Source organism: Variovorax sp. P5_A3 (genome assembly GCF_056400665.1).
This window is the reverse complement of sequence record NZ_JBFUKW010000021.1, coordinates 44,620-67,238: the sequence shown is the minus strand read 5'-3', so window position 1 is coordinate 67,238 and position 22,619 is coordinate 44,620. Positions and strand designations below refer to the sequence as shown.

24 protein-coding genes and 2 pseudogenes are annotated in these 22,619 nt (G+C 63.0%); 13 read left to right on the top strand and 13 right to left on the bottom strand.

The window, feature by feature from the left end; genetic code table 11:
• Positions 1 to 200: 200 nt before the first annotated feature.
• A complete protein-coding gene (locus AC1D3B_RS26460) occupies positions 201 to 590 on the bottom strand; it encodes a hypothetical protein (RefSeq protein WP_478193639.1) in 390 nt (129 codons plus the stop codon).
• 660 nt (positions 591 to 1,250) lie between these two features.
• Between AC1D3B_RS26460 and AC1D3B_RS26455 the strand changes: the two genes are divergently transcribed.
• The 4 genes from AC1D3B_RS26455 (at position 1,251) to AC1D3B_RS26440 (ending at position 4,918) form a co-directional block, all read left to right on the top strand.
• Positions 1,251 to 2,273 carry a SphA family protein gene (locus AC1D3B_RS26455; protein WP_478193638.1) on the top strand — a complete coding sequence of 341 codons (1,023 nt, stop codon included), beginning with the start codon at positions 1,251 to 1,253 and terminating at the stop codon, positions 2,271 to 2,273.
• A 257-nt stretch (positions 2,274 to 2,530) separates the two neighbouring features.
• Positions 2,531 to 2,917: a hypothetical protein gene (locus tag AC1D3B_RS26450; RefSeq protein ID WP_478193637.1), complete on the top strand. Its 387-nt coding sequence runs from the start codon at positions 2,531 to 2,533 to the stop codon at positions 2,915 to 2,917.
• 71 nt (positions 2,918 to 2,988) lie between these two features.
• Positions 2,989 to 3,522: a DUF4158 domain-containing protein gene (locus AC1D3B_RS26445; RefSeq protein ID WP_478193707.1), complete on the top strand. Its 534-nt coding sequence runs from the start codon at positions 2,989 to 2,991 to the stop codon at positions 3,520 to 3,522.
• A gap of 259 nt (positions 3,523 to 3,781) precedes the next feature.
• Positions 3,782 to 4,918, top strand: a complete 1,137-nt coding sequence (locus tag AC1D3B_RS26440) for an IS110 family RNA-guided transposase (protein WP_478193636.1) — start codon at positions 3,782 to 3,784, stop codon at positions 4,916 to 4,918.
• Between the two features lie 456 nt (positions 4,919 to 5,374).
• Here the strand turns inward: AC1D3B_RS26440 and AC1D3B_RS26435 are convergent, their stop codons facing one another.
• On the bottom strand, positions 5,375 to 5,638 hold the full coding sequence (locus AC1D3B_RS26435) for a hypothetical protein (protein WP_478193635.1): 264 nt from the start codon (positions 5,636 to 5,638) through the stop codon (positions 5,375 to 5,377).
• Between the two features lie 180 nt (positions 5,639 to 5,818).
• Between AC1D3B_RS26435 and AC1D3B_RS26430 the strand changes: the two genes are divergently transcribed.
• The gene (locus AC1D3B_RS26430; protein WP_478193634.1) at positions 5,819 to 6,064 is read left to right on the top strand and encodes a hypothetical protein; all 246 of its coding nucleotides are present in this window, start codon (positions 5,819 to 5,821) and stop codon (positions 6,062 to 6,064) included.
• Positions 6,064 to 6,960 carry an SMP-30/gluconolactonase/LRE family protein gene (locus tag AC1D3B_RS26425; RefSeq protein WP_478193633.1) on the top strand — a complete coding sequence of 299 codons (897 nt, stop codon included), beginning with the start codon at positions 6,064 to 6,066 and terminating at the stop codon, positions 6,958 to 6,960. The genes AC1D3B_RS26430 and AC1D3B_RS26425 overlap by 1 nt, the downstream gene beginning before the upstream one ends.
• Before the next feature lie 305 nt (positions 6,961 to 7,265).
• On the opposite strand, the gene AC1D3B_RS26420 is transcribed toward AC1D3B_RS26425, so the two are convergent.
• The 4 genes from AC1D3B_RS26420 to AC1D3B_RS26405 form a co-directional block, all read right to left on the bottom strand.
• A complete protein-coding gene (locus tag AC1D3B_RS26420) occupies positions 7,266 to 7,487 on the bottom strand; it encodes a hypothetical protein (RefSeq protein WP_478193632.1) in 222 nt (73 codons plus the stop codon).
• A gap of 68 nt (positions 7,488 to 7,555) precedes the next feature.
• A complete protein-coding gene (locus AC1D3B_RS26415; RefSeq protein WP_478193631.1) occupies positions 7,556 to 8,212 on the bottom strand; it encodes a hypothetical protein in 657 nt (218 codons plus the stop codon).
• 44 nt (positions 8,213 to 8,256) lie between these two features.
• The gene (locus tag AC1D3B_RS26410) at positions 8,257 to 9,291 is read right to left on the bottom strand and encodes a Gfo/Idh/MocA family protein (protein WP_478193630.1); all 1,035 of its coding nucleotides are present in this window, start codon (positions 9,289 to 9,291) and stop codon (positions 8,257 to 8,259) included.
• A gap of 22 nt (positions 9,292 to 9,313) precedes the next feature.
• A complete protein-coding gene (locus AC1D3B_RS26405; RefSeq protein ID WP_478193629.1) occupies positions 9,314 to 9,997 on the bottom strand; it encodes a GntR family transcriptional regulator in 684 nt (227 codons plus the stop codon).
• 185 nt (positions 9,998 to 10,182) lie between these two features.
• Between AC1D3B_RS26405 and AC1D3B_RS26400 the strand changes: the two genes are divergently transcribed.
• The 4 genes from AC1D3B_RS26400 (at position 10,183) to aroQ (ending at position 13,639) form a co-directional block, all read left to right on the top strand.
• On the top strand, positions 10,183 to 11,193 hold the full coding sequence (locus AC1D3B_RS26400; protein WP_478193628.1) for a TRAP transporter substrate-binding protein: 1,011 nt from the start codon (positions 10,183 to 10,185) through the stop codon (positions 11,191 to 11,193).
• Between the two features lie 115 nt (positions 11,194 to 11,308).
• Positions 11,309 to 11,863: a TRAP transporter small permease gene (locus tag AC1D3B_RS26395; protein ID WP_478193627.1), complete on the top strand. Its 555-nt coding sequence runs from the start codon at positions 11,309 to 11,311 to the stop codon at positions 11,861 to 11,863.
• Between the two features lie 15 nt (positions 11,864 to 11,878).
• The gene (locus AC1D3B_RS26390; RefSeq protein ID WP_478193626.1) at positions 11,879 to 13,165 is read left to right on the top strand and encodes a TRAP transporter large permease; all 1,287 of its coding nucleotides are present in this window, start codon (positions 11,879 to 11,881) and stop codon (positions 13,163 to 13,165) included.
• A gap of 30 nt (positions 13,166 to 13,195) precedes the next feature.
• Positions 13,196 to 13,639, top strand: a complete 444-nt coding sequence (aroQ, locus tag AC1D3B_RS26385; RefSeq protein WP_028252444.1) for a type II 3-dehydroquinate dehydratase — start codon at positions 13,196 to 13,198, stop codon at positions 13,637 to 13,639.
• A gap of 187 nt (positions 13,640 to 13,826) precedes the next feature.
• On the opposite strand, the gene AC1D3B_RS26380 is transcribed toward aroQ, so the two are convergent.
• A complete protein-coding gene (locus AC1D3B_RS26380; protein ID WP_478193625.1) occupies positions 13,827 to 14,135 on the bottom strand; it encodes a hypothetical protein in 309 nt (102 codons plus the stop codon).
• Between AC1D3B_RS26380 and AC1D3B_RS26375 the strand changes: the two are divergent.
• Positions 14,134 to 14,601, top strand: a pseudogene (locus AC1D3B_RS26375) (transposase); the annotation flags it as partial. The gene AC1D3B_RS26380 and the pseudogene AC1D3B_RS26375 overlap by 2 nt on opposite strands.
• 171 nt (positions 14,602 to 14,772) lie before the next feature.
• On the opposite strand, the gene AC1D3B_RS26370 reads toward AC1D3B_RS26375, so the two are convergent.
• Both AC1D3B_RS26370 and AC1D3B_RS26365 read right to left on the bottom strand, forming a co-directional pair.
• Positions 14,773 to 16,455 carry a serine hydrolase domain-containing protein gene (locus AC1D3B_RS26370; protein ID WP_478193624.1) on the bottom strand — a complete coding sequence of 561 codons (1,683 nt, stop codon included), beginning with the start codon at positions 16,453 to 16,455 and terminating at the stop codon, positions 14,773 to 14,775.
• Positions 16,456 to 16,921: 466 nt separating this feature from the next.
• Positions 16,922 to 17,170, bottom strand: a pseudogene (locus tag AC1D3B_RS26365) (IS110 family RNA-guided transposase); the annotation flags it as partial.
• 160 nt (positions 17,171 to 17,330) lie between these two features.
• Here AC1D3B_RS26365 and AC1D3B_RS26360 point away from each other — a divergent pair.
• A complete protein-coding gene (locus AC1D3B_RS26360) occupies positions 17,331 to 18,485 on the top strand; it encodes a DUF6351 family protein (RefSeq protein WP_478193706.1) in 1,155 nt (384 codons plus the stop codon).
• A 129-nt stretch (positions 18,486 to 18,614) separates the two neighbouring features.
• Here AC1D3B_RS26360 and AC1D3B_RS26355 read toward each other — a convergent pair whose 3' ends face one another.
• Positions 18,615 to 20,111, bottom strand: a complete 1,497-nt coding sequence (locus AC1D3B_RS26355) for a catalase (RefSeq protein ID WP_478193623.1) — start codon at positions 20,109 to 20,111, stop codon at positions 18,615 to 18,617.
• 206 nt (positions 20,112 to 20,317) lie between these two features.
• On the opposite strand from AC1D3B_RS26355, the gene AC1D3B_RS26350 reads away from it, so the two are divergent.
• Positions 20,318 to 21,022: a YoaK family protein gene (locus tag AC1D3B_RS26350; protein ID WP_478193622.1), complete on the top strand. Its 705-nt coding sequence runs from the start codon at positions 20,318 to 20,320 to the stop codon at positions 21,020 to 21,022.
• A 31-nt stretch (positions 21,023 to 21,053) separates the two neighbouring features.
• Here AC1D3B_RS26350 and AC1D3B_RS26345 read toward each other — a convergent pair whose 3' ends face one another.
• The 3 genes from AC1D3B_RS26345 to AC1D3B_RS26335 form a co-directional block, all read right to left on the bottom strand.
• Positions 21,054 to 21,368 carry a GNAT family N-acetyltransferase gene (locus AC1D3B_RS26345; protein WP_478193621.1) on the bottom strand — a complete coding sequence of 105 codons (315 nt, stop codon included), beginning with the start codon at positions 21,366 to 21,368 and terminating at the stop codon, positions 21,054 to 21,056.
• 3 nt (positions 21,369 to 21,371) lie between these two features.
• Positions 21,372 to 21,959 carry an AraC family transcriptional regulator gene (locus AC1D3B_RS26340; protein ID WP_478193620.1) on the bottom strand — a complete coding sequence of 196 codons (588 nt, stop codon included), beginning with the start codon at positions 21,957 to 21,959 and terminating at the stop codon, positions 21,372 to 21,374.
• Positions 21,960 to 22,074: 115 nt separating this feature from the next.
• Complete coding sequence (locus AC1D3B_RS26335) at positions 22,075 to 22,593, bottom strand: Dps family protein (RefSeq protein ID WP_478193619.1); 519 nt, start codon at positions 22,591 to 22,593, stop codon at positions 22,075 to 22,077.
• Positions 22,594 to 22,619 lie beyond the last annotated feature (26 nt).

Below are 22,619 nucleotides of genomic sequence, written 5' to 3'. Positions count from 1 at the left end.
AGTTGCTCTCTTGGTCGACTCGTCGACGATTGCGGCATGCTTGTGGGCCACGAGATCCTCGCTGGCGCCCCTCCTTGGGCGAGCGGCGTCACGACTGCAGGGAGAGCTTGGTTCTATTCATTCCTGGCGTTTTTCACACGCCACTTTTCGCTGGCTGGTGGATGGGGGCATTTGCTCACGATCCGCCTGTTCCTGGACAGTCATCTCTTCTCACGGCCGGGTCGCAACCAGAGCGCTGAATGACGAGGCGACTGACCGCCGACTTCACTCTCGCCTGAGGTGGAAACGATGTCGCAGTTGAAGACATCGAGCAATGACTCCGTCACCTTCGTCTTCGTACCCAGTTTCGCTAACGTGGCCAACTGCTTGGCGTAGGCATAGATCGGATTGCCCATGAAGATCGCACTGAAGTTGTCGAGGTACATGCGGATCACGCAGTTGTGCCACTTGGCGCCACCGGATCGAACCACGTAGGGACTAAGCAGGATCAGTTCCTTGTCGGGTGGCGTTCCGCTGGGGATCAGCCTCAGTCCTTCCTCGTCCGTCAGAACCCAGGACAGATCGCCCTGCAAGCCGAGCATCAGTATCACGGGATGGGTCCGAACAGTGGGATCGGTCCGCTACGCGAGTTCAGACCGTCGGGCAGTGCGTCAGACACCAGACTACTGTCAGGCACGGTGGCGAGCTACGCGCCGCTGTATGTCGACTGCCCGCCAATGCGCACCGGCGCCGGACTTGGCAGGTAGTCACCGACGAAATGTCACTTCGACAATGGATTCGACGAAGCCGGACCCAATGGCGTGGGCGCGCGTGTGGGCACGACCTCCTGCAATCCGAACACGTACTTGCGAACCCAAAGCACGACGGCGTCGATCCATGAGAACCGGACTGGCTTATGAATTGATCGAACTGGTTGAACCACTGAGTCCACGCTGCCTCCGTTGCACATGACAAGGCGCAACTTGCTCTCTTTCGCACGCCGTGTCGATCCACTCCAGCATGGATGCGCGGTGCAGAAATCCGGAAATCCGGAGGATCGGTCCTTGGACGTCGCCTCGACGACGGCGACTTCCAACAACGACCACCACCTCCTTCCGTTTGACGAGGTGCGTTCTTCGAGCACAGGAGAGCGCTTTTCTTCTGATGCACCCGCCGGCACAATGCGCCATGCGAGGTGACCCATGCACATCTGGAAGACCGTTCGGCCGTGTGCTGCGATGGCGGCGCTTGTAGCATCCTCGGGCCCCGCAATGGCGCTCGAGAACGCTTCGACTCATGCTGCGCTCGGCTTCAGCGATTCGCTGAGCGGCACGGTGTTCCCAGCCGGCTTCTACGTGCGGCTCGACGTGCTCGAATACCGGTCGACGCGATTCAACGACCAGGACGGCAACCGCGCAACAGCCAACTTCGGTCCCTCGCTCGTGCCGTTCGGTGTGCCGCCGGGAACACCCGGAACCAGTGGCCCCGTGAACCTGAAGGCCACAGGGACCTACCCTCAGCTCACCCTGTTTGAACAAACGGAGACGCCGATCCGGTTTCTGGGCAGCGACACGCTGGGCTTCGGCGCGACCTTCCTGTACGGCGACCAACATGTGGATCTCAATGCGGTCGTCCCCGTGTTCGGTGCTTTGGGCCTTTCGCCGGTTCGCGACCTGGGCACGGGCTCGGTGGCGAGCCTGGGCGACACGGCGGTCTTTCCGCTATTCCTGGGATGGCGCTTCCCCGACACGCCGTGGTCAATCACGGCCAACCCGCTCAACTTCTACGTGAAGACGGGCAGCTACGACCGCAACCGCGCGCAGAACATCGGCCGCAACTACAACAGCTGGGCCCCGCAGCTCGGAGTGACTTACTTCGACCAGACCAAGAAAGAGGGCCTGGGCGCGGGCTTCGAAGCCTCCGTACTGTTCAACTACTTGCGGAACGGCACGAACAAGGACACGAACTATCGCAACGGCGACGAGTTCTTCGTGAGCTTCGGAGTGATGCAGTGGCTTCGTGACGGGATCACGAAGCTGGGCATCTCCGGCTACTACTACCAACAGATCAGCGACGACCGGCGAAACGGCGTGCCGGTTTTTTCGGCGGCGGACCTGCAGCCCGACATCTTCAACAACGGCGTGGGCAACCGGGGTCAGGTCACAGGACTCGGGCCGAGCATCGAGTGGTTGCTCGATCGGTGGACCGTGAACCTGCACTGGCAGCACGAGTTCCAGTCGCGCAATATGCCGCAGGCCGATCGCGTCTGGTTCAAGGCGGCCTACGCGTTTTGACCGCCAGTCGTCATGGAAGCCCTCCCAAACTGGGGTAATCGTATTTTTTCGACAGATTGACACGATCGTGGTTGTCGCCGAGCGAGGCCGCATGTTCGGACGGCCGATCCGGACCCGGATCCACAACGCGCGCCGAAGGAGTAGATTGGCCGCCCCATCCCTGCGCCCCAGCGCCACTCCCAAAGTACGACCGCGCAGACACTGGAGAAAATCCGTGTCCTCAAGGCAATGGGCGTGCACACTGGGCATTGGATTCCATGGCCCTGAGCAAGCAACAGGCCTACGCGGCCCACGTGACGTTGCGCCGGCCATCGATGACCGCACGCATTGAACAGCGACGCCAGACCGTTGAGGTTGTGTGCTTCCTGCACGCGATGCTGATGGAGCTGACCGACATCGCGCTGTTCCAGGCATCGCGCCGTAGCCAGGCACTTTTCTGGCACGCAGCCGAGCGTGCCGACAGGGCGCGCGCCCGAAGCAACGACGGCACGCTGCAGCAGGCCGCCAGGGCAAGAGCTGTCCTCCACGACGAAACGAAGTCGTGGCGCGATCGTGTGCTCGAAGCTCGAAGCCTCCTCGACGGCGTCAGCGACGCGGGGCCACCTCCTTCGCCTCGCAGGTTCGCTCTTTCGGACACCAAATAAATAGGTAGGCACCATCCTCACGATCCCATCACGGCACAGCAAAATGGGATGGCGAGACGCTCACGGAAGGGCTGCCCGGTCGCCTGACGGACTTCGACCTCCAGCAGTTCTTCCAACTCGGCACTGGTGACGTCCAGGCGGCTCGCCAGCGGTTCCGATCAGACCGCAGGGTCGCAGCCGCGCTGCAGCTGCTGTTCCTTCGCGCGTGTGGCCGCCCGATGGACCGCTTTGCCGTGCTGCCGCGCAACCTGCTGCGGTACGTGGCTGAAACGCTGCAGGCACCGCCGCTGACGATCGCCAGCCTACGCAGCCTCTACGAGTGCCGCCCGACGCTGTATGAGCACCAGCAGTGGGCCAGGGACTACCTCGGCCTGAGGGACCTCGATCCGAGAGCGGAAGGCGCCCTCGTGTCCATGCTGGCGCGTCACGCGGCCGAGGCCGCGCACGCCGACGAACTGGTCACGTCGGCATGCCATTGGCTCTATGACCACCGCGCCTTCGCAAGGCAGTCGTCGGCGGCGCGGATGGCTTCTTCGAGGCTGGCGCTATCGAGGATGTTTGTCTTGCAAGACCGACCTGCAACAGCGAGCGCCGGCAGAGCCTAGACGCTTTGAAGATCCGCGCGCTCCAATCACGCAGCAGTGACGTGGAGGCGCATGCCAGTGGCAGCCAGCACCTGCGCCTCGATGCGGTTCAATTCCATCGATTGGAACCCCCAGGCCAGAACGGCGTCTAGCCAGAATGGCTTGAGCCGTTGAGGTGGCCCGTCTCCGGGACTATCGTGGATTGCGCACCGTGGGTGCGCCGAGCCACAACGCTATACCCCGAAGGGTGGACAGCGTGCAACGTGCAAGGAAACGGGCCATGAGTCAATCTACCACCACTGCGGCCACCATTTACGCTGGCCTGGACGTCCACAAGGACAGCATCGACATCGCCGTGGCCGAGGCCGGCCGTGACGGCGAAGTGCGCCATCTTGGGGCGGTCGGCGGCGGCGTCGTTGCCGTCAGCAAGGCCCTGCGCCGCCTGGTCAGCCGGGGCCACTGTGTGCAGGTGGTCTACGAAGCGGGCCCCTGCGGTTTCGTGCTGCAGCGCCACCTCGCCGCGCTGGGCTACCACTGCGAGGTCGTGGCACCCTCGTCCATCCCCAAGCGCCCGAGCGACCGGGTGAAGACCGACCGTCGCGATGCGTTGATGCTTGCGCGCCTGGCGCGCGCGGGCGAACTCAGCGCCGTGCGCGTGCCCGACGCCGTGGACGAGGGGCTGCGCGACCTGGTGCGCGCCCGCGAGGACGCCGTGCGCGAGCAGCGCAACGCGCGCCACCGCCTGAAGGCGCTGCTGTTGCGCAATGGCGTGGTGTACGCGGGCAAGAGCGCCTGGACGGCGGCGCATCTGCGCTGGCTGGCCGGCTTGGCGCTGCCGCACGCCGCGCAGCAGATCGCCTTCCAGGAGTACCTGCACGCGGTGAGCGAGTCGGGGGCGCGCATCGCACGCCTGGAGCAATCGCTGCGCGACGCGCTGGCGGGCTGGTCGCTGGCACCGGTGGTGGCCGCGCTGCAGGCGCTGCGCGGTGTGCAGCTCATCGCCGCGGTCACGCTGGTGGCCGAGATCCAGGACTTCCATCGCTTCGCCAACCCACGCCAGTTGATGGCCTACCTGGGCCTGGTGCCCAGCGACGACTCCAGCGGCCAGCGGCGCCGTCAGGGCGCCATCACCAAGGCCGGCAACTCGGCGGCGCGGCGCATGCTGGTGGAGGTGGCACACCTGTATCGCTATCCGGCAAGAGTCAGTGCGGACATCGCCAAGCGTCAGTCGGAATTGCCCAAGGCCGTGACCGACATCGCCTGGACTGCGCAATTGCGACTGTGCACACGCTTCAAGAGGATGAGGGCGCGGCACATGCCGCACAACAAGGTCGTCGTGGCCATCGCGCGCGAACTCTCCGGGTTCGTGTGGGCCATTGCGCGCGAGGTGACGCCGCCACCGGCGGCCTCGACGTGAAGCCACGACGATGACATGCACACATGACCAAGGAGGCGCCCTATCGAACAACCACCTTAAGGCTGGATCAACGGAAGCCGCCGGCTCGGCAGCGGGTGAAGCCAGTTCCACCGGCACGAAGCGCAGTGCCTGCGGCGGTGTCGAAGTGGGCGGTATCGTCGGCTCGACAGGCGCTCGTGGCGCGACCGCTCGTGGCGCCGAGAGGCCGGTGCGCTTCAAGCCCTTGCCAACGAGCCACTTGCGAACCAGGTTGACGTTGAGTCCGTGCGCAAGCGACACCGCCGCGACCGAAACGCCGGGTTGTTGACATTCGGCGATGACCGCCGCCTTGAACTCCGCAGCGTGCCTGCGCCGAAGCTTCTGTGCATTGGGATTCATTGGTGCCCACCAATTCAAATAGGTGGGCACCATCCTCACGGTCCCATCACGGCGCAGCAAGATGGGATGGCGAGACGCTCACGAGCGCCCTGCTCTAAAGATCCACTGGATCTTGCCCCTCTGCGCAGGTGTGGCGTCTTCACGGTGTTGTTCGAATCGAAGGTCGATGGATCTCAATGCGCCGCTTTCGTAAGTCGCCTGATCCACAGAAAACCACCCGCGCAGCGTGTTGCAGCCGCGCCCATCGCCGTCCCATGACAAGCCCCCTTTCGCCGGAGTGCCGACGAGATAGCGGATCAGGTCGCCGTAATATCCCGGGCGCAACCGGGTTAGCGAATTCATGGCTCGGAACTGACCGTGCCAGTTGTTGACGCTCTGATTGTCCCTTTCGGATAGGTCGACGCAGTTGTGGAGTCTTCGTCGAAACCTTAGCATCCGGGGAATTACCTCATGGTCGAAGTTCTTGGTCCTTGACTGCCTCCAGCCTGGCCATCACAAGTTCAGAGGCGGCGTCCCGGCCGGGTGGTCATTTCCGACATCGCCCCGGTCCAGCTCATGGGCCTGACCAGCGGCATCTACAACCTCATGACCAACCTGTCAGGCATCCCGACGCCCCTGGTGATCGGCTTCATGGTCGGCAGCACCGGGGCCTTCGTCTGGGCCCTGGCATTCATGGCCGTGCTGGCGCTGCTGGGTGCGCTGTCGTACATCTTCATCCTCGGCGACGCGCGCCGCATCGAACTCCCTACTTTGGCATTGGAGACGTGATGAACCCGACATTGCGCTGCGTGATCCAGACGCGCGACCAACTTGGCGAGACGCCCCTGTGGTGCCCCCGTACCGCAAAGGTTTGGTGGATCAACATCGAACAGCCGAAGTTGCACTCCTTCGACGAATGCACCGGCAAGCACGCGGTCTACCCGTTCGACTGCACCTTCTTGGGCAGCCTGGCGCTGCACCGAGACGGCGGCTTCGTCGTTGCGCTGGACAACACCTTGCACCGCTTCGATCCGGTCACCGGCGCTCTCCACAAGATCGTCGAGGTCGAACCGGCGGACGCCGGCACCCGCCTCAACGACGGCCGCAGCGACAGCCGAGGCCGGCTGTGGATCGGCACCATGGACGCCGCCATCGAAAAGCCGCTGGGCAGCTTCTATCGCGTCGATCCCGATGGTAATGTCCAGAAGTTCTTCGACGACATCATCGTCACCAACTCGGTGGCGACTTCGCCGGACGGGCGCACGCTCTACATGTCGGACACCCGCCGGTTCAAGCTCTGGGCTTTCGATCTGGACCTCGATCGCGGCGTCATCACGAACCGCCGCGTGTTCGTCGACTACGAGAGCCAGCGCGGCCGGCCCGACGGTGCCTGCGTGGACCGCGAAGGCTACGTGTGGAACGCTGTATTCGCGGGCCACCGAGTCGTGCGCTATGCGCCTAACGGCAGGTTGGACCGCGTCATCGAGCTGCCGGTGACGAATCCCACCTGCGTGTGCCTGGGAGGGCCCGATCTTCGGACGCTCTACATCACGACGGCCACCAAGATGATCGACCCTGCCGTGCTGGCGCATGAGGACTGGGCAGGCGCTCTTCTGGCGATCGACGTAGACGTTGCCGGACTACCCGAATCGCTTTTTGGCTTCCTCAGCGATGCCGATAGGTAAGACGGGAGGCGGTCCGCCGTGGCGGCCGAGCACGGCCTAGATGAGCTGGAGATCAAAAGTCGCCGACAAACGCTTCATCTCCTCGGCGATAGTTTGTGTTCGTAGTCGCTGGATTGCGATTGACCAGCAGCCAGTTGTACAGCGGATGCCGCATGCTGCGGACCTCGTGCTCGACCTGAAAAGGCGGCGTTCGTCTTCGGGATCGCAGATCCATTCGAGCCGCCATTCGTGCGGGTCGACGTCCTTCGTGATGAGTTCGCGCTCTTTCAGCCAATGATATGGACCGGAGAAGTCTGCGAGGTAGATCAGGAAGTGATGCCTATCTTAGTCCGGCAAGGGACGCTCCGTCTCGCAGAACAGGTGATCTCGTCAATCGCCATCAGATAACCGCTCTTGAGGCTCTGCCCCGCGGTGGCGCCCGGGCCGCGGGCCTCGGTGATGCCTGCCAGCCGGATCTGTGCGCTTGCAGGTTGCAGAGCCAGGGCAAGGGCGCTCGTAACGAGCAGCGTCATGATGCGATGAGCCATTGAAGATCTCCAGTACGGCGCGTTGCCACGCCCGCAGGCGCAACGAGCCGGGCAGGCCCGAAAGCCCATCAAAGTGTGTTCACGCCGGCAACGTCGTCGGGAGTCGCCGAATGCGAGAGCGTGTAGAGACCGCTGAGCGCACCCTCGGCTGCGCCTGAGGCACGCAACGCCGCAGGCGAAAGATCGGCATCGACAAGCGACTGCATGACATGTGCCTCGTAGCCAAGGACAACGAACACCCAATCGGCCACGCGGTCGGCGGAGTTGCGAATACGCTGTTCGGTGGTTTCGGCGACGAGGGGTGTCTGATGCCGCAATAGGTGAGCACCCACGATGCCCGGCCGCTGAGCCAGAGCGGTGCAAAGCGCCTGGAAGAATGCCCGCAGGTCATCGGCACGGTCTTGCAGCGGCGAGACACGCAGTGTCAGCGCGTACCTTGCAGCGCTGCCGCCCGACGACTCGAGCACGTGGCACTGGCTGCGCACCATGTTCCGATGGTGCGGCATCATCCGCACGGACCATGGCGACGGCGTGTTCAGATGACGGACATAAGCATCCGATGAAAGGATCGCATACGAAGTGAGCTCGTACATGACAAAGATGCCTTCGCCCTCGGGAACACTCGTCCAGCGGGACGCCCGCCGGAATCCAGGCACGCCGAGCCGCTCCGGAAAATGTTCGTGGGAATGCCAATGTTCGAACTCGGACTTCATCTCGGGCGCCATGTCCCACCACATCGCCAGCGCCGCACTGCCTGGAAGCAACATTCTCAATTCCACCGCTTATCGGCCACGTCAACCGGAGCTCCATGGCGACTGCTGGCCGCAATCGCATCGAGCGTCCTCGCAATGTCGATCGATTCGGCAGGAGTGGCGCCCGTCCATCCGCCCCAACCGAATCGCACGAGGTCATGAAACGACTCTGCTTCGGCCAGAAATCCGGCCCGCGCTTCGGTTTCGATCACTTCGCGTGCCGCATCCCATCCGGTGCCTCGGCGCACGTCCACGAATGGCGGAAAGTCGGCGCCGGTATCGTTGAAGTAGGTGGTATTGATGGAACCCGCGTCGCCAGCAATAAAGGCGTGTCGGTGACGCGCGGTGGTGAAGCTGCACGAGATCTGCGCAAGAACTCCGTCCGGGTACTCGAGTGTCGCCATCGTGGTCAGATCGACACCCGTCGCGCCCCATCGCGACAAGGCAGACACACGCGACGGCGCTGCACCTGCCACCGTGCGCACGAAGCTCACCGGATACGACCCCGCGTCCATCAGCGCGCCGCCCGCGAGGCCCGGGTCCATCCGGATGTTGGCTGCGTCGGCCAAAGGAAAGCCGAAGGATGCCTGGATGAGCTGGATGCGGCCGATGGCGCCGGCGGCGACGAGTTCGCGAACCTTGAGCGTTTGTGGCTGAGCCCGATAGGGATAGGCCTCCACGAGATACACGCCATTCTTCTCGGCGGCCGCGAACATGGCCCGTGCCTGCGCTGCACTGGCGGCGAGCGGCTTCTCGCAGAGGACGTGCTTGCCGGCATCGGCGGCCCGGATCGACCACTCCGCGTGCAGATTGTTGGGGAGCGGCACGTACACCGCGTCGATGTCTGGGTCGGCAAAGAGCGCGTCGTAGCTGGCATGGACGCGGCCGATGCCGAGCTCTCGCGCGAAGGCTGCAGCACGTTCGCCATTGCGGCTCGCCACCGCAGTGACAACGACTTTGGCCGACGGTCGCACGGCTTCGACGAACGAACGGGCGATCCGCGCGGCGCCGAGAATGCCGATGCGCAGCGGGCCACTGGAAGACGATGTCATAAGTTGCTCACAAGAATCCGGTTCAGGCGGCGTCCAGCACCGATGTCATCTGCGTGACGCAATCCTCGACGTGGGTGACCAGGGTCTGTTGCGCGCGCTGCCAGTCCTTGGCGAGCGCGCTATCGAGCAGAATTTGATGCTCGTCTGCTGCCTCTTTGCCACGGAAGATGGCGGCGATCATCTGGTAGCGCAGGTACTTGTCGCAGATCGATGCATATGTCTGTAACAGCAAGTCGGACCCGCAAGCGGAGATCAGCGCGACGTGAAAGGCCCAGTCGTACTGGCGCCAGGCTTCCGAGGGCGCATGGTCGCCAGCCGCCATCCGCTTTTCCATCGTGGCGAGCTTGTGATAAGCGGCGACCACACGGCCTTCCCACTCGAGGTCGCCGCGCTGAAAAGACTCCTTGAGTCCATGGCTCTCCAGAAGAAGCCGCATGGATGCCACTTCCCGCAGGTTGGCCGAGGAGACTGCGGTGACCTGGAACCCTCGCGCCCCTTCCGCGACGAGCAAACCTTCCGTGGCCAGTCGGCTGAAGAGCTCGCGCAGCGTGCTGACGCTTGTGCCGTATGCCTCTTTCATGCGTTCCAGCGGTAGACGCCGCCCCGGCGTCAGCCGGCCCAGCACGATGTCGGAGCGGATGCGGCGATAGGCGACCTCGCCAACCGTGGCGCTGTCTGCGGAATTAAGGGAGTTGTCGGTCAACAAGTGGCGCTCCAGGACGGATCAAGGCTCAAAACAGTTTCAAGTTCAAGCCACATTCTGCCAATCAGAGAATACCCTGATCATCATATGCTTTGCGTATGCTCAGATGATCCAATACTATTCGGTGCCGCACCGCTGCGACGCATGGCCCAGGAACCGGCCATTCCAATCACAAAAAGGAGACCTTCATGGCATCGAAACTCTTCAAACTCGCCGGCAGTCTCGCGCTGCTCGTCGCCGCTACGCTCGCTCAGGCCCAGGACATTCAGGAACGGACAATTCGATTCGGTCACCTGAACAACACCGACCACCCGACCAGTTGGGGGGTCAAGAAGTTCGCCGAGCTCGTGGCAGCCAAGAGCGGCGGCAAGATCACGGTCAAGGAATTCGCCAGCAGCCAGCTCGGTAACGAACTGCAGCAGCAATCCGCGTTGCAGGGCGGCGTGCAGGAGATGCTCGTGGCGTCCACCACCTCGCTGACCGGCGTCGTCAAGGAATTCGGACTGTTCGACTTCCCATTTCTATTCACCAATGGCCAGCAGGCAGATGCAATGGTGGACGGACCGCTGGGCAAGATGGTCAGCGCCAAGCTGGCTGACAAGGGCATCGTCATCCTGGGATTCTTCGACCTGGGTTTCCGCAACGTCACCAACAGCAAGCGCCCCATCACAAAGGGCGAAGATCTGGATGGACTGAAGCTGCGCGTCATCCCGAATCCGGTGTTCCTGGACACCTTCAAGACCTTCAAGGCCAACCCGCTGCCGATGCCCTTTGCCGAGCTGTACAACGCCCTCGAAAGCAAGGCCGTGGATGGCCAGGAGAACCCGTATTCGGTGATCCTGTCGAGCAAGTTCTATGAAGTGCAGAAGTACGTCAGTGGCACCAACCACGTGTACGCGACCAACCCGGTCCAGATCAGCAAGCGCTTCTGGGACAAGCTGTCGCCGGCGGAGCACAAGATCCTGCAGGACGCCGCCATGGAGGCCCAGACCTTCCAGCGCGCGGCGAGCCGCGAAGCCGCGGGCAAGGCACTGACCGAACTGCAGGCCAAGGGCATGGTCTACAACGCCGTCACACCCGCCGAGACGGCCCGCATGCGCACCGAAGTCAAGCCGGTCTACGACAAGTTCTCCGCTTCGTACGATCCGGCCGTGATGACGCTGTTCAAGACCGAAATGGAACGCGTCTCCAAGTTCTGATCCTGGAAGTTCAAGCCGGCTCCAATCCCTGAGACTTGGAGCCGGCGGTCGTTTTGGAGGCCCCGCGGTGCCGCTTGGGCCGTGGCGCGCCAACGCGTCTTATAGAGGAGCAGGCATGGTAAAGCTGATCGATTCTTTCTGCCGCTGGGTGACCAACGTGATGGCCGTGGCGCTCATGATCATGGTGGCGCTGGTCTTCAGCAACGTCGTTCTGCGCTACGTTTTCAATTCGTCGATCACGCAGTCCGAGGAAATTTCGCGCTGGCTGTTCGTGTGGATCACCTTCATGGGTTGCGTGGTCGCGCTGCGCGAGCACGCGCACCTCGGCACCGACGCCTTGGTGTCGCGCCTGCCACCGGTTGGCAAGAAAATCTGCCTTGTACTCGGCCATCTGACCATGTTGTACGTCTGCTACCTGGTTTTCAGGGGCGCGCTGGAACAGACCAAGATCAACATGGACTCCCTGGCACCTTCCACCCAGTTGCCGATGTCTGTGCTGCATGCGGCTGGCGTGGCCTTCTCGGCCTGCGCATGCATCGTGCTGCTGCTGGACCTGTGGCTACTTTTCACCGGCCACATGAACGATGACGACCTGGTGATGGTCCAGGAATCCGAAGACCTGGCCGCGCTCAACCGGCCGCATGGCGACGACCTCACCAAACAACACTGAACCGAGCGAGCGACCATGACACTCACTATCTTCCTCGGGTCCCTGCTGCTGGCGATGGCCATCGGTATCCCGATCTCGTTTGCGCTGCTGGTCAGCGGCGTGGCGCTGATGTGGCACATGGACATGTTCGAAGCCCAGATCCTCGCGCAGAACCTCCTGGGCGGCGCCGACAACTACCCCCTGCTGGCAGTGCCCTTCTTCCTGCTGGCTGGCGAGATCATGAACGAAGGCGGGCTGTCGAAGCGCATCGTCGAGTTCGCGATGGCGCTGGTTGGTCACATCCGTGGCGGCCTGGGCTACGTGACCATCGTCGCGTCGATCATGCTTTCGGCGCTGTCGGGCAGCGCGGTGGCCGATGCCGCCGCCCTGACGACCATGCTGCTGCCGATGATGGTGGCCGCCGGCCACGCACCGCATCGCGCTGCGGGCCTGATCGCAGCGTCCGGCGTGATCGCGCCGGTGTTGCCGCCGTCGATCGGACTGGTCATTTTCGGCGTCACGGCCAACGTCTCGATTTCCAAGTTGTTCATGGCCGGTATCACTCCCGGCCTGCTGATGGGACTGGCGCTGTGGGTTACCTGGGCCTGGGTCGCGCGCAACGAAGGCGTGGTGCCTCCGCCGCGCAAGCCATTGAAGGAACTGTTGACCACGATGCGCCGCTGTGGCTGGGCGCTGATGCTGCCAGTAATCATTCTCGTCGGTCTGCGCATGGGCGTGTTCACGCCGACGGAAGCAGGCGTGGTGGCTGCGGTATATGCCCTGTTCGTCGCGACGGTCATCTATCGTGGCTTGAAGCTCTCGCAGTTGTTCGGCATCTTCAAGGCGGCGGCCAAGACCACCGCGGTGGTGATGTTCCTGGTGGCCGCGGCCATGGTTTCGGCCTGGCTCATCACGGTGGCGGACCTGCCCGGTAAGGTGGTGGGCATGCTCGAGCCCTTCTTGGGCAGTCCCATCCTGTTGATGGTGGCGATCATGGTGCTGGTCATGATCGTCGGCACCGCGATGGACATGACGCCGACCATCCTGATCCTCACGCCGGTACTGATGCCAGTTGTCATCGCCGCCAAGATCGACCCAGTCTACTTTGGGGTCATGTTCATCATGAACAACGCCATCGGGTTGGTCACGCCGCCGGTTGGCGTGGTACTGAACGTGGTGGCCGGAGTCGGTCGAATGTCGATGGATACAGTGACCAAGGGCGTGTTGCCGTTCATGATCGCGCAGTTCTTGATCATGTTCCTGATGGTCTTCTTTCCCTGGCTCGTCACCGGCCCCGCGAAGCTGTTCCACGGCGGTCCCTGAAACTCTTTTGCGTTGCAAACGTACTCACCTATGACCAAGCCGCTTTTCATCCTGAATGGCCCGAATCTCAACCGTCTCGGCAAGCGCGAGCCTGCGATCTACGGCAAGACCACGCTCGCCGAGATCGAGGCAATGTGCCGCGACGAAGCCGGCGCAATCGCGTTGGAGTTCCACCAGTCCAACAGCGAGACCCAGTTGATTGACTGGATCCACGAGGCCATCGACACGGGCAGCGGAATCATCATCAACCCGGCGGCCTATTCGTTCACGTCCATGGCCATCATGGATGCGCTCAAGATGTTTCCAGGTCCGATCATCGAGGTCCACATCTCCAACATCTATCGCCGCGAGGAGATGTACCACCACTCTTACATGTCCGCGGTGGCCACCGCGGTGATCGCCGGCCTCGGACCTGGCGGGTACCGGGCGGCCATCAAGGCCATACTGCAGATGCTCCAAGAAAAGACGACCTGATCCGCAGGTATCTGAACGGGAGTTCAACTTGGCTATCCCCGCCATCAGCAGAAGGTTCCTCGGCCGTTGGGCCGACATGGACTGGAACGCTCACATAGCCAATACCGCCTTCTTCAACAAAGTCGCCGACGCCCGCGTTGTACGTGTGGGCTCAGCACCCTCTTGACGGGCGTCTGATCGATGGCAATCACATGTCGAGCACGTGGCGAAGCATGTGGAACGGCACGCGCCATGAGTGACCGTCGCCGGTGTCGACGGTGGCTGTTCTCTGGTTGATGCGAACGACGGTGCCCACTTGGGGTTGAAGGTACTTGTCGTCGAACGAGACCTTCTCACCGCCGCGGAAGTCATTGCGAGAGGCTTTGATCGGTGGAGGTTCCGGCAGTGCTGCGGCCGCTGTCGGCTGAGCAGTTGCGGTCGGCGGTTCGACAGCCGTATAGGGAAGCTTCCACTCGCGCCGCGTCCCTTCCTCGTGCAGCGTGACCTGCGTGTCCAACTTCACCGCCGCCAAGATCGAAGCGCGCCAGCGGCAGATCGAGCAGAGCATCCAGCGCTACCTCGATGCCATGGAGACTGCGGATCGCACGCAGCCTGCGGAGGTCGAGGTCAAGACCGAGCGGTTGACGGAGAAGATCAAGAAGCTGCGCGAGCAAATGCGGGAACTGGATCGGACCAAGGAGGAGCTCAAGCACGAGCCCGACGGCCAGCGCTCGACCACAGATCCCGATGCGCGCTCGATGAACTCGCAGGCCAAGGGCTCGGGCCTGGTGGGCTACAACGTGCAGGCGGCGGTCGATGCCAGGCACCACCTGATCGTGGCACACGAGGTCACCAACGACGGCAACGACCGCTCGCAACTCAGCAAGATGGCAATGGCTGCACGCGAGGCGATGGGCAAGACCAAGTTGCAGGCCCTTGCCGATCGCGGCTACCTCAGCGGCACGGAGCTCAAGGACTGCGAGGGCTCACACCATACTTAGGCAAGCTCGGAGCGCCCAATGCCGAGAATCGCTCAGCTGACAACGAGGGGGTCTGTTCGCGACGGTCAAGTTTCACGCGGTGCGCTGATGCCCATGCTTCTCAAGTTGGTGTTTGGCCGGCCATTCGATCTCCTTTGAGAAGCTCCAATGCGGCTAGCGGGCGCGCGGCACGGCACTTGTCAGTAGCGTCAGCGCCTGATTCAGGGTCGCGGTGGCGAATCGCTCACCCTTCGAATAGCCGATGCGCACCACGACGAGGTCGTGCGATGGCACCACGACGACGAACTGCCCGGCGGCGCCGAGCATGTAGTACGCCGACGTCGGCACTGCCAGCGCGCCCGTTCCATTGATCCAGAAAAAGCCGCCGTAGATTGGCCGCTTGTCCGCAGCCCAAGCGGGCGCCACGGTGCTCACGAAACTGACGAAGCCCTCAGGGAGAATGCGCTCACCGTTCCAGACGCCGTCCTGGAGGTAGAGATTGCCCAGCCGCGCCCAATCGCGAGCCGACATGAAGTCGTATCCCTGCGTGAGAAGGTTGCCGTACGGGTCGGTCTCGATGACCATCGAGCGGATGCCGATCTTGTCGAAGACGCTGCGCTGCGGGAACGATAGGTACTCTTCGCCGCGCTTTTCGACCGCAAGACGCACAAGGTAATTGGCAAGCACCGGATCCGTGTTGCGGTAGCGGCCTACCGTGTTCGGTGGCCATTGCTGCGGCCGTGTCGCGGCATAGTTGAAGGCATCGATTCGGCCGGTGTAGTAGTAGAGGTGGTCCGGGTAGGTCCCATTGGGGTCGAAGTCCGGGTCGTCCGGTGCTTTGATTCGCAGGCCGCTGGACATGTGAAGGATGTCCGATATGCGGATCAGCTTGCGAGCATCGCCCTGCCCTTGCCACTCGGGAATCGGGGCGGGCTGATCGAGCTGGTAGACGCCCTGCTTGATGAGTACACCGATCATGGTGGCGGTCACGCTCTTGCCCATTGACCAGGACTCGAGAGGCGTCGTCACACCGACGCCGGTTTGATAGCGCTCCCCGACGATCCGCCCCTTGTGCGTCACCACGAATGCGGAGGTGTAGGCCTCCGGGTTACCGAAAGCGGCGTCAAGCGCCTGGGTCACTTTGCCCACATCGACCGCCGCCGGCAATGGGTCGGACGGCAACACATCGCCCATTGGCCAAGGCAGCGTCGTGGGGTCGGCCAGCGCGCTCTTGACCCGCACTGGATTGAAAAGGACCTCGTCCTTCCCGGGCGGCAAGGTGATGCAGCCTTGTGACCCGAAATAGCGCGCGACCAGCGTCGGGCCGTTAGGAATCGCAACGCGGACTTCATTCTTGCTGCGGTCCACGACTGGAGCGCCCATCAACTTGCGCTGGGCATACGGCGCAACGAAGTATCCAAGGCTTTCGGCGGCGACAGCAGGATCAACACCGGTGATGAATACGGCCGAACACATCGTCTTGGCAAAACCCGATGCGCTGTGCTCCAGAGCGTTGCCGGGTGGCGGCACATAAGGCGTGTTCAATTCGAAGCACTTGGCCCGCGCATTCAGTGCACTGGTCGCCGGCAACTGCGTCGTGATGGAAGGTGCGTCGCATGATGGGGCTCCGGACGTAGCGCCAAGACCGTCGCCAGCCACAACACCAACACTGCCGCTACCACCACCGCCTCCGCCACCACCGCAAGCCATTAGCACCACGGCGAAGACGAGGGCGGCGACATTCTGGCAGCGCCTTTGTATGTGCGCGACGCATTCCCGTTGACTAGCGCTGGGTAGACTCCAAATCGCTTCCAATGCACGTCTCAATTCAGTCTCCTTGTTAGAGATCCACTTCAAGGTCGGGTGCGACCGTCCGCAGCTGGCGGCTGTAGCCGGCCGGCGATGTCGCCGACCTCAGGGTGTTCGCGAACGGGCGGCGTGGGCGAAGGTCCGTTTCTATGAGGACTTGTTTGTCAAGCAGTGTCGGGCAACATATCGATGGATGGTATTTCATAATGCCCTCTGCTTTGCGGTGAGTCTACGGACGGGGCCTAGCTCGAGAGATGCATCCAGGTCCAAGGTCGGGGCGTGATGAGCGTTCGAGCCATTGCTCGAACGAGCTTCTATCCGTGCACGGTGTGGATGCCGTGCACCTCATGCAGCATGCGCGCGAAGCGCAATGGCAAACCCCAGTTTCCGACGCGCCCCATCTTTTTAGACGGCCACTTTGAAGTGGCCCGCGGACCTTCCGGGCGCGTCGACCTTTGACCATCAAAATGTGCTCCTTGCCTAGCTGTGCGGGGGCGGAATCGCTCGCTTTGCTTCACGCGACTGCCGGCTTGAGCATGGCTCCGGCCGGAATTTCCCCATGTTCGACGTAGCGCCACAGCGCAATGGCCAGGCGCCGTGCCAGCGCCACAATGCCCCCGCGCCGCATGCGCTTTCCGCTGCCGGCGAAGCGTCGGTTGAACCACTGGGTCAACGCGCTGTCAGGCTGCAGGCGCAGCCAGCCCCAGGCGAGCTCGACCAACAACGCCCGCGCTCGCTTGTTGCCTGCCTTGCTGATGCCTTGCGCTTCTGAACAGGCGCGAGCCTTGCATGATCTCATCCCATGATTGCCAAACGCGTAACTCCCACGAAGCAGTTGGGCTTGGGCCTGAACCTATCGACGAAGAAGACTCGCAAGTGCGAGTTTCTCGATGAAATGGATCGGGGTTGTGCCCTGGCAGTACCTGGTCGCGCAGCTCTACCCGGGGCTGCTTGACGGCATCCAGCCGATCGTCTCCTTCCCCGAGACGCTGATGCCCGAGGTGATGGAGTGCCGGTTGCTCAACAACGTCTACAAGTCGGACTTGTCTACCTGGACCACCGAGAAGCAGAACGCAGTGAACGGATTCAACACCAACACCTGCACTGCGTGGGACCTTTCGTTCGCCAGCATCATCAAGTCGGACAACGCGGCAGGCTGCGGCTTCCTCGAGCCGGCCAACCAGGCCAACGTGTTCAACCGCACAACCAACCCCAGCGGCATCCGCTGTGATTTCTTCCAGACCAACGTCAACCTGCTGGGCACCCCCCCAGGAACGCAGGAGGCGCGCCGCCCCATCGACAACGTCGGCGTGCAATACGGTCTGGCCGCGCTCAACAGGAACGCGATCACGGTGCACGAGTTCCTGGACCTCAATGAGCATGTGGGCGGCTACGACCGCGACGGCAACACGCGGGCAGCGCGAACGCAGGCCGAAGCGGGTGCACTCGAAGCCACCTATTCCGGAGGCTTCAAGAACAGCTTCAGTGGTCCCGGTCTGGCGAACATTCCGATCATTACGCAGCGAAACAACGCCGACTCGGTGGGCGACATCCACGACACGATGCAAGACCTCATTATTCGCGCCCGCCTGCAGCGCGCGAACGGCCGCAGCGACAACCAGATCATCTGGACACTGGGATCGACCTCGAACCTGTACGCCATGATGGGTAACTCGATCGACCTGCTCAATGCCTGGCTCGACAACGTCGCCGCAGACTCAGCCCCCGCTTCCATCGACAAGGTAGTGCGCAACAAACCCGTGGGCGCAAAGGATGCCTGCTGGGACAAGGGCAACACACGCATCGACGAGGTGGCCTCGCAGGCCCCGGCCGCGCAGTGCAACACGGTCTACCCGCGCTTCAGCACGCCGCGCATCGTGGCAGGCTCGCCGCTGACGAATGACGTGCTTAAGTGCCAGCTCAAGCCGGTGAACATGGCTGACTATATGGTGACGTTCAGCGATGCCGACAAGGCGCGGCTGAACGGGATCTTCCCGGACGGAGTGTGTGACTGGGGCAAGCCGAGCACAGGACAGCTCCCTCTGAAGGGGACCTATCTGCGATTGCCAATGTACTGAGCGGGTACAGGCGAGAGCGCGCTTCGATGATGGCCTTGCGGAGGTTCGCAAACACGCGGCGCTCGTAGCGTACGGCGTTCACGAGCGAGGCGAAGAGTTGAAGATGTTGGACGCCCGATTGGGCGTGCCCTACCTGTCTCCAGGCTTACCCGGCCGTTCCGCCGAGCGCGCGTTACCCATCGAACAGGTTTCAAGCTGCGCAGCGACGCCCTGTCCGAACGAGTCGTCGACGAGGCGGAAGTGCGCGATCTGACGCTTCTGGATGGCTTCGGGCACGTGGGTCATCGCTGCTGCGATGTTCTCGATCAGCCGCTGACGCTGACCACTGTCCATGCGCTGGTACATGGCAGCCGCCTGCGCATAGTCGCCGAGTCCCTGACGATCGTCGAATCGCTTCGCGTCCCCGCTCAGCGGTAGCGCCGGCTCCGCGAGCTGACGATCCGGACGTGGCCCGCCAAATGAGTTCGGCTCATAGTAGGCGTCGGTCCGAGCCGGTACGTTCAGACGCATCGCGCCGTCCGCGTGGTAGGTGTGCACGGGCGATCTCGGATGATTCACGGGCAGCGCCTCGTGGTGCGTGCCGATCCGGTAGCGCTGCGCATCCGCGTAGGCGAGCAACCGCCCCTGCAGCATCTTGTCGGGTGAGAAGCAGATCCCGGGCACGATGTTGGCCGGGTTGAATGCCGCTTGCTCCACTTGCGCGAAATAGTTGTCCGGGTTGGCATCGAGTTCGAGCGTGCCGAGTTCCATGAGCGGAAATTCCTGTTGCGACCAGACTTTCGTCGCGTCGAACGGGTTGAACGTCATCGCGGCGGCTTGATCGTCGCTCATTACTTGTACCCCCAGTGACCAGCGCGGATGCTCGCCGCGCTCGATCGCTTCGAACAGATCGCGTTGCGCGCTTTCTCGATCGTTGGCGATGACCTCGCGGGCCTCTGCGTTCGTCAGATGACGGATCCCCTGCTGCGTCTTGAAGTGGAATTTGACCCACACCCGTTCGTTGGACGCATTGATGAGTCCGAAGGCGTGCACGCCATAGCCGTGCATGTGGCGGAAGCCCCATGGCAGGCCGCGGTCGGAAAACAGCATGACGATCTGGTGCATGCTCTCGGGCGAAAGCGACCAGAAGTCCCAGATTGCCGTGGGCGATCGCAAGTGGCTGACCGGATGGCGCTTCAAGGCCCGAACCAGATCGGGAAACTTTTGCGGGTCACGGATGCAGGCCACAGGCAGGTTGCTGCCGACCAGATCCCAGTTGCCCTCTTCCGTATAAGCCTTGAGGGCGAAGCCGCGCGCGTCGCGCTCCGCGTCGGCCGAGCCTCGCTCGCCGGTCAGCCCGGAGAAGCGGACGAGCACCGGCGTGCGCTGGCCGGGCTGAAGAACCCGGGCCCTGGTGTGGCGCGAAAGATCGCCCGTGATGTGCAGCGTGCCGAAGGCGGCAGCACCCTTTGCATGGAGCACCCTCTCCGGGATGCGCTCGCGCGCCAGATAGGCCAGTTTCTCGACCATCTGGTAGTCCTGGATCAGGATCGGTCCGCGAGGACCGGCGGTGATCGAGTGCTGGCTGTCGGCGACCGGCGCGCCGCCTGCCGTGGTCAGCGTGGGCGGCCTGTTTTCTCCTGGCATGGGTGAACTCTCGAGTCGAATATCTCAGGAGATATTGGACCCCCCCGGCTCGCTTGTCTTGAACAAGAGTCGCCCGGATTGAACGTTGGGCCGTGGCAGCGTCCGAATGTGCAAAGAGACGGACAACCCGACAAGACGGCGGGCGCCCAAGGCGCATCATGAAGGCCTGCGCGCAGAAGCGCGCCCATCACACGAAGGCCTGCCCAATGAAACCGTCTCTTCCTTTGCTCATGAGCCTCAACGGCGGCTTTGTCGACACCGCCGGCTTTCTGGCGCTGCAAGGCCTGTTCACCGCCCATGTCACGGGAAACTTCGTGACCTTCGGAGCAGCGCTGGTGCACGGGACCTCGGGTGCGCTGGCCAAGCTCTTGGCATTGCCGGTGTTCTGTGCCGTCGTCATCCTGATGCGATGGCTGAGCTACAAGCTGCCCGACTTCGGCCTGCCGGTCTTGCGAACGATGCTGATCCTCAAGACGCTGCTGCTCGCCGCTGGCGCTGCCCTCGCCGTCCATTTCGGTCCTTTCAGCGACGGCGACAGCGGGCTCGCGATGCTCACGGGCATGGCGCTGGTGTCGGCGATGGCTATCCAGAACGCCACGCACCGGATTCATCTGGCGAGTGCCCCGCCTACCACCCTCATGACCGGCACGACCACGCAGATCATGATCGACCTCGCCGACCTGCTTCGAGGTCTTCCATCGCAGGACGCCCTTGCCGCACGCGCCCGGTTGCAGCGCATGTCGGGCAGCGTCACCGTGTTCGCCGCGGGTTGCGCAGCGGCCGCGCTCACCTACATCTGGTTGAGGATGTGGTGCTTCGTGATTCCGCCCGTGCTGGCCGCGTATGCCGTCGTTCTTCAACACAGTACGCGCGAGGGCGAAACCGCAGGACCGGTCGTCGTCGGCCACTGAATGGCAAGGCGCACTCCACAAAGGGCGCCCTTCAAATGCCCAGAAGAGTTCGGCCTTCCTGGGCCAGCAGATCGTGCGTCTCGGGGTGTCCTCGCATGTAGGCAGCGAAGACGGGGCACCTCGGAATGACTTTCAGGCCGCGTTCACGCGCGGAGGCCAGCCCCGCCAGCACCAGTTGCGTCGCTATGCCGTGGCCTCGCAAGGCCTCCGGAACGATGGTGTGGATGAACGTGATGACCTCGCCCGTCAGCTCGTAGATCGCCACCGCAACCTCGCCCTGAAACTCGGCTTCGAAACGATGCTTCGAAGGATTGTCGCGAACGGGAATTGAAGAAGATTGGGTCATGGTTCAGTGCAGATTCTGCCGGTGCCAAGCGGCTCGCGGCAGCGTCACTTGCGTGAAGGCAAACGGCTGGGGTGAGGATGACGAGGCGACGATCGCCGGCACATCGCTTCCGGCATTCTTTCCGAATCGATGCAGCAGGTGGGCACAGATGGCTACGGCCAAGTGCTCGAGGACGGCTGGGGTCGCGAATCGCGGATTGTCGAACAAGTGCAGGATCGCCGCGCCCAATTGCCTCATCACGGGATCGATCAGACCTGGGAGACACGAAAGCGCGCTCACGCGAGCGACGCCGGCGGCGTCTGCCACCGCGTCCACCAGCGCATGCGGGACGTAGAACTCGAGCGCGTCCAGCGGGCTGCCCAGGTAGGTGGACACCTCGTCGCGCAGATCGACGATGCTGATGGCACCGCGCGAGTAGCTTCGAACCACGGCGGGCCGGCCGCGCACCCAGAGCTCATGGTGACGCACCCCGACGAGGTGCAGCGTCACAACGAAGGCGTCCTCCGCTGGAATCTCCAGCTTCATGCCGAGCTGATCGGAAGTGCAGGTGATGCGTGTCACCGCAAACGGCGCGTTCAATGCAGGCAGCATGACAAGCGCAGGCGCAGACGACAACTCGAAATACCTTCCCAGGCGGTCGCCGAAGGCACCTTGAGGAAATGAAGCGGGAACAATCATCGCGGTGGCTGCCTGATCGGTCCGGCCCTCAGCCCTGCCGCACGGATTCGAAGAGAAACCAGGTGCGGCGCTCGGCCTCGTCAATCCAGTTCTCCAGAACGCTCGCGGTGGCGACGTCGCCATATTCGTCGCACAGAGCGTGCGTCGCACGCATGAACCCGGCCAGCCGCTGGTTGTCTTCGCGCAACTCGGCCAGCATGCCGATCGGCGTCACGAAGTCGGCATCGTTGTCGGAGAGCCGCTGCAGTCGCGAGGCATGGCCCGTCGAACGCAGCGTGGTCCCGCCCAGTTTGCGTACGCGCTCGGCGATGGGATCGACCGTGGCGAAGATCTGGTCGGCCTGCTCATCCAGCAGCAGGTGGTAGTCGCGAAACGACGGGCCCGACATGTGCCAGTGAAAGTTCTTCGTCTTGAAGTAGAGCGCGAAGGTGTCTGCCAGCAAGACGTTCAGCCCCGCGGAGATATCGCGTGTCGCGTCCGCGGTCAGATCGTTCGACGTGTGGAGCGGAGCCAGGCGTCGCTTCTTGATGGTCTTTGAATCGGCCATGCCTTTTCCTTCAGAGGTGCGTGAGA

Bases quoted from the DNA above. Each gene is read 5' to 3' on its own strand.
- AC1D3B_RS26455 (WP_478193638.1), top strand. From the start codon at position 1,251: ATGGCGCTCGAGAACGCTTCGACTCATGCTGCGCTCGGCTTCAGCGAT.
- AC1D3B_RS26450 (WP_478193637.1), top strand. From the start codon at position 2,531: ATGGCCCTGAGCAAGCAACAGGCCTACGCGGCCCACGTGACGTTGCGC.
- AC1D3B_RS26440 (WP_478193636.1), top strand. From the start codon at position 3,782: ATGAGTCAATCTACCACCACTGCGGCCACCATTTACGCTGGCCTGGAC.
- AC1D3B_RS26435 (WP_478193635.1), bottom strand. From the start codon at position 5,638: ATGAATTCGCTAACCCGGTTGCGCCCGGGATATTACGGCGACCTGATC.
- AC1D3B_RS26425 (WP_478193633.1), top strand. From the start codon at position 6,064: ATGAACCCGACATTGCGCTGCGTGATCCAGACGCGCGACCAACTTGGC.
- AC1D3B_RS26420 (WP_478193632.1), bottom strand. From the start codon at position 7,487: ATGGCTCATCGCATCATGACGCTGCTCGTTACGAGCGCCCTTGCCCTG.
- AC1D3B_RS26415 (WP_478193631.1), bottom strand. From the start codon at position 8,212: ATGGCGCCCGAGATGAAGTCCGAGTTCGAACATTGGCATTCCCACGAA.
- AC1D3B_RS26410 (WP_478193630.1), bottom strand. From the start codon at position 9,291: ATGACATCGTCTTCCAGTGGCCCGCTGCGCATCGGCATTCTCGGCGCC.
- AC1D3B_RS26400 (WP_478193628.1), top strand. From the start codon at position 10,183: ATGGCATCGAAACTCTTCAAACTCGCCGGCAGTCTCGCGCTGCTCGTC.
- AC1D3B_RS26395 (WP_478193627.1), top strand. From the start codon at position 11,309: ATGGTAAAGCTGATCGATTCTTTCTGCCGCTGGGTGACCAACGTGATG.
- AC1D3B_RS26390 (WP_478193626.1), top strand. From the start codon at position 11,879: ATGACACTCACTATCTTCCTCGGGTCCCTGCTGCTGGCGATGGCCATC.
- aroQ (WP_028252444.1), top strand. From the start codon at position 13,196: ATGACCAAGCCGCTTTTCATCCTGAATGGCCCGAATCTCAACCGTCTC.
- AC1D3B_RS26355 (WP_478193623.1), bottom strand. From the start codon at position 20,111: ATGCCAGGAGAAAACAGGCCGCCCACGCTGACCACGGCAGGCGGCGCG.
- AC1D3B_RS26350 (WP_478193622.1), top strand. From the start codon at position 20,318: ATGAAACCGTCTCTTCCTTTGCTCATGAGCCTCAACGGCGGCTTTGTC.
- AC1D3B_RS26345 (WP_478193621.1), bottom strand. From the start codon at position 21,368: ATGACCCAATCTTCTTCAATTCCCGTTCGCGACAATCCTTCGAAGCAT.
- AC1D3B_RS26340 (WP_478193620.1), bottom strand. From the start codon at position 21,959: ATGCTGCCTGCATTGAACGCGCCGTTTGCGGTGACACGCATCACCTGC.
- AC1D3B_RS26335 (WP_478193619.1), bottom strand. From the start codon at position 22,593: ATGGCCGATTCAAAGACCATCAAGAAGCGACGCCTGGCTCCGCTCCAC.